1 protein-coding gene is annotated in these 316 nt (G+C 56.0%); it reads right to left on the bottom strand.

What is annotated here, in order from left to right; all coding sequences use genetic code 11:
* Positions 1 to 316: hypothetical protein (locus tag GTZ97_RS16830; RefSeq protein ID WP_236651283.1), on the bottom strand; the 316-nt coding region annotated here is incomplete at both ends.

Here is a 316-nt window from a genome sequence, read left to right as displayed (position 1 = left end):
AGTGATTCTGGTGACGGCGCCTTGACTAGCCGACCGGCTTCGTCTTCGAGCCAATATACGCCTCTCGCTTCCTTGAAATCGCCTCCTGTTTTGGTCCATCCAGGAGCCACGTAGACAGCAGAGCCGTAACTATCTCGTTTCTTGGGATCAAACCCCGGCCTTCGCTCAATATCCAAGCCCAGCAGCACCCCTTCGCGATGCAGTCGAATCTTGATGCGCAAGCCACCTCCGCCTCGCCGCAACTCGTCTAGCAACTCGTCGGGAATCCGGTCAGCGACAGGAATATCAACATCGAGCAACAGTTCTTTGCCCCGAT

Source organism: Aquabacterium fontiphilum (genome assembly GCF_009909205.1).
GTDB classification, from domain to species: Bacteria; Pseudomonadota; Gammaproteobacteria; order Burkholderiales; family Burkholderiaceae_C; genus Aquabacterium; species Aquabacterium fontiphilum.
Note: the sequence above shows the minus strand (reverse complement) of the source record. Positions and strands in the feature narration are given on the sequence as shown.